This window comes from Vibrio sp. 1978, assembly GCF_033344345.1.
On record NZ_JAWPOP010000438.1, the window covers coordinates 1 to 717 of the forward strand.

At 48.8% G+C, this 717-nt stretch carries 1 protein-coding gene; it reads right to left on the reverse strand.

Features of this window, described 5'->3' with window-relative positions:
* Positions 1-717: ABC transporter permease (locus tag R8N49_RS27100; RefSeq protein WP_412034920.1), on the reverse strand; the 717-nt coding region annotated here is incomplete at both ends.

The window sequence follows — 717 nt, forward strand, 5'->3', positions numbered from 1 at the left end:
CCAAAGGCGAACAGTTGCAAGCCCCCTAGGGCAACCAACTCTTTGCCAGAAACACCCATGCATCTCAGCAGCGAGAAGTGTCTTTGACGAGAGAGTTCTCCTGCTAGGGTTGCAAAGAAAAGACCAAATACAGCAATGATAAGAGTAATGTTGCCTAGCGTGCCAGCGATGGCGAACGTGTGATCAAATACTCTCATGGCTTGATTGTAGATATTGCTGTTGTCGAATACGCGGTCTTGTGGCAATCGGAAGACATTTTCTAAACGATTCTTCAACCCTTCCCCATTCACGCTGTCTTTCAGCAATACGCCTAAGCCTACGTTGCCCGTTCCAGCAAACGCATAAAGCCAGTTTCGGTGTGACATCATCACTTGGTTGTATGGGTTGCCATAATCGTAGTACACACCCACGACTTGCCAACCTTCACCCAGTGGCGCTTGCAGATCAATGTAATCGCCCGGACGAATATCCAGTTTGAGAGCCATAGATTCACTGACCATCAAGCTCTTAGTTTGATGTAGCTGATACCAGTAGTTTGGAACACCCAGCTTGACCGTTAGCGAATCTAGCTCTCCTTCAGAAGGGCCTGTGCTGACCACTTGCAACGCGCCATGCTCGGTAGGAACATCTTTTTCCCAGCGCCACCAAACCGATTCAACTTCTGGCTGATCTTGTAACCATGCGCTCATTCGCCCAGCCGAGTTGTTTGTTGGATAA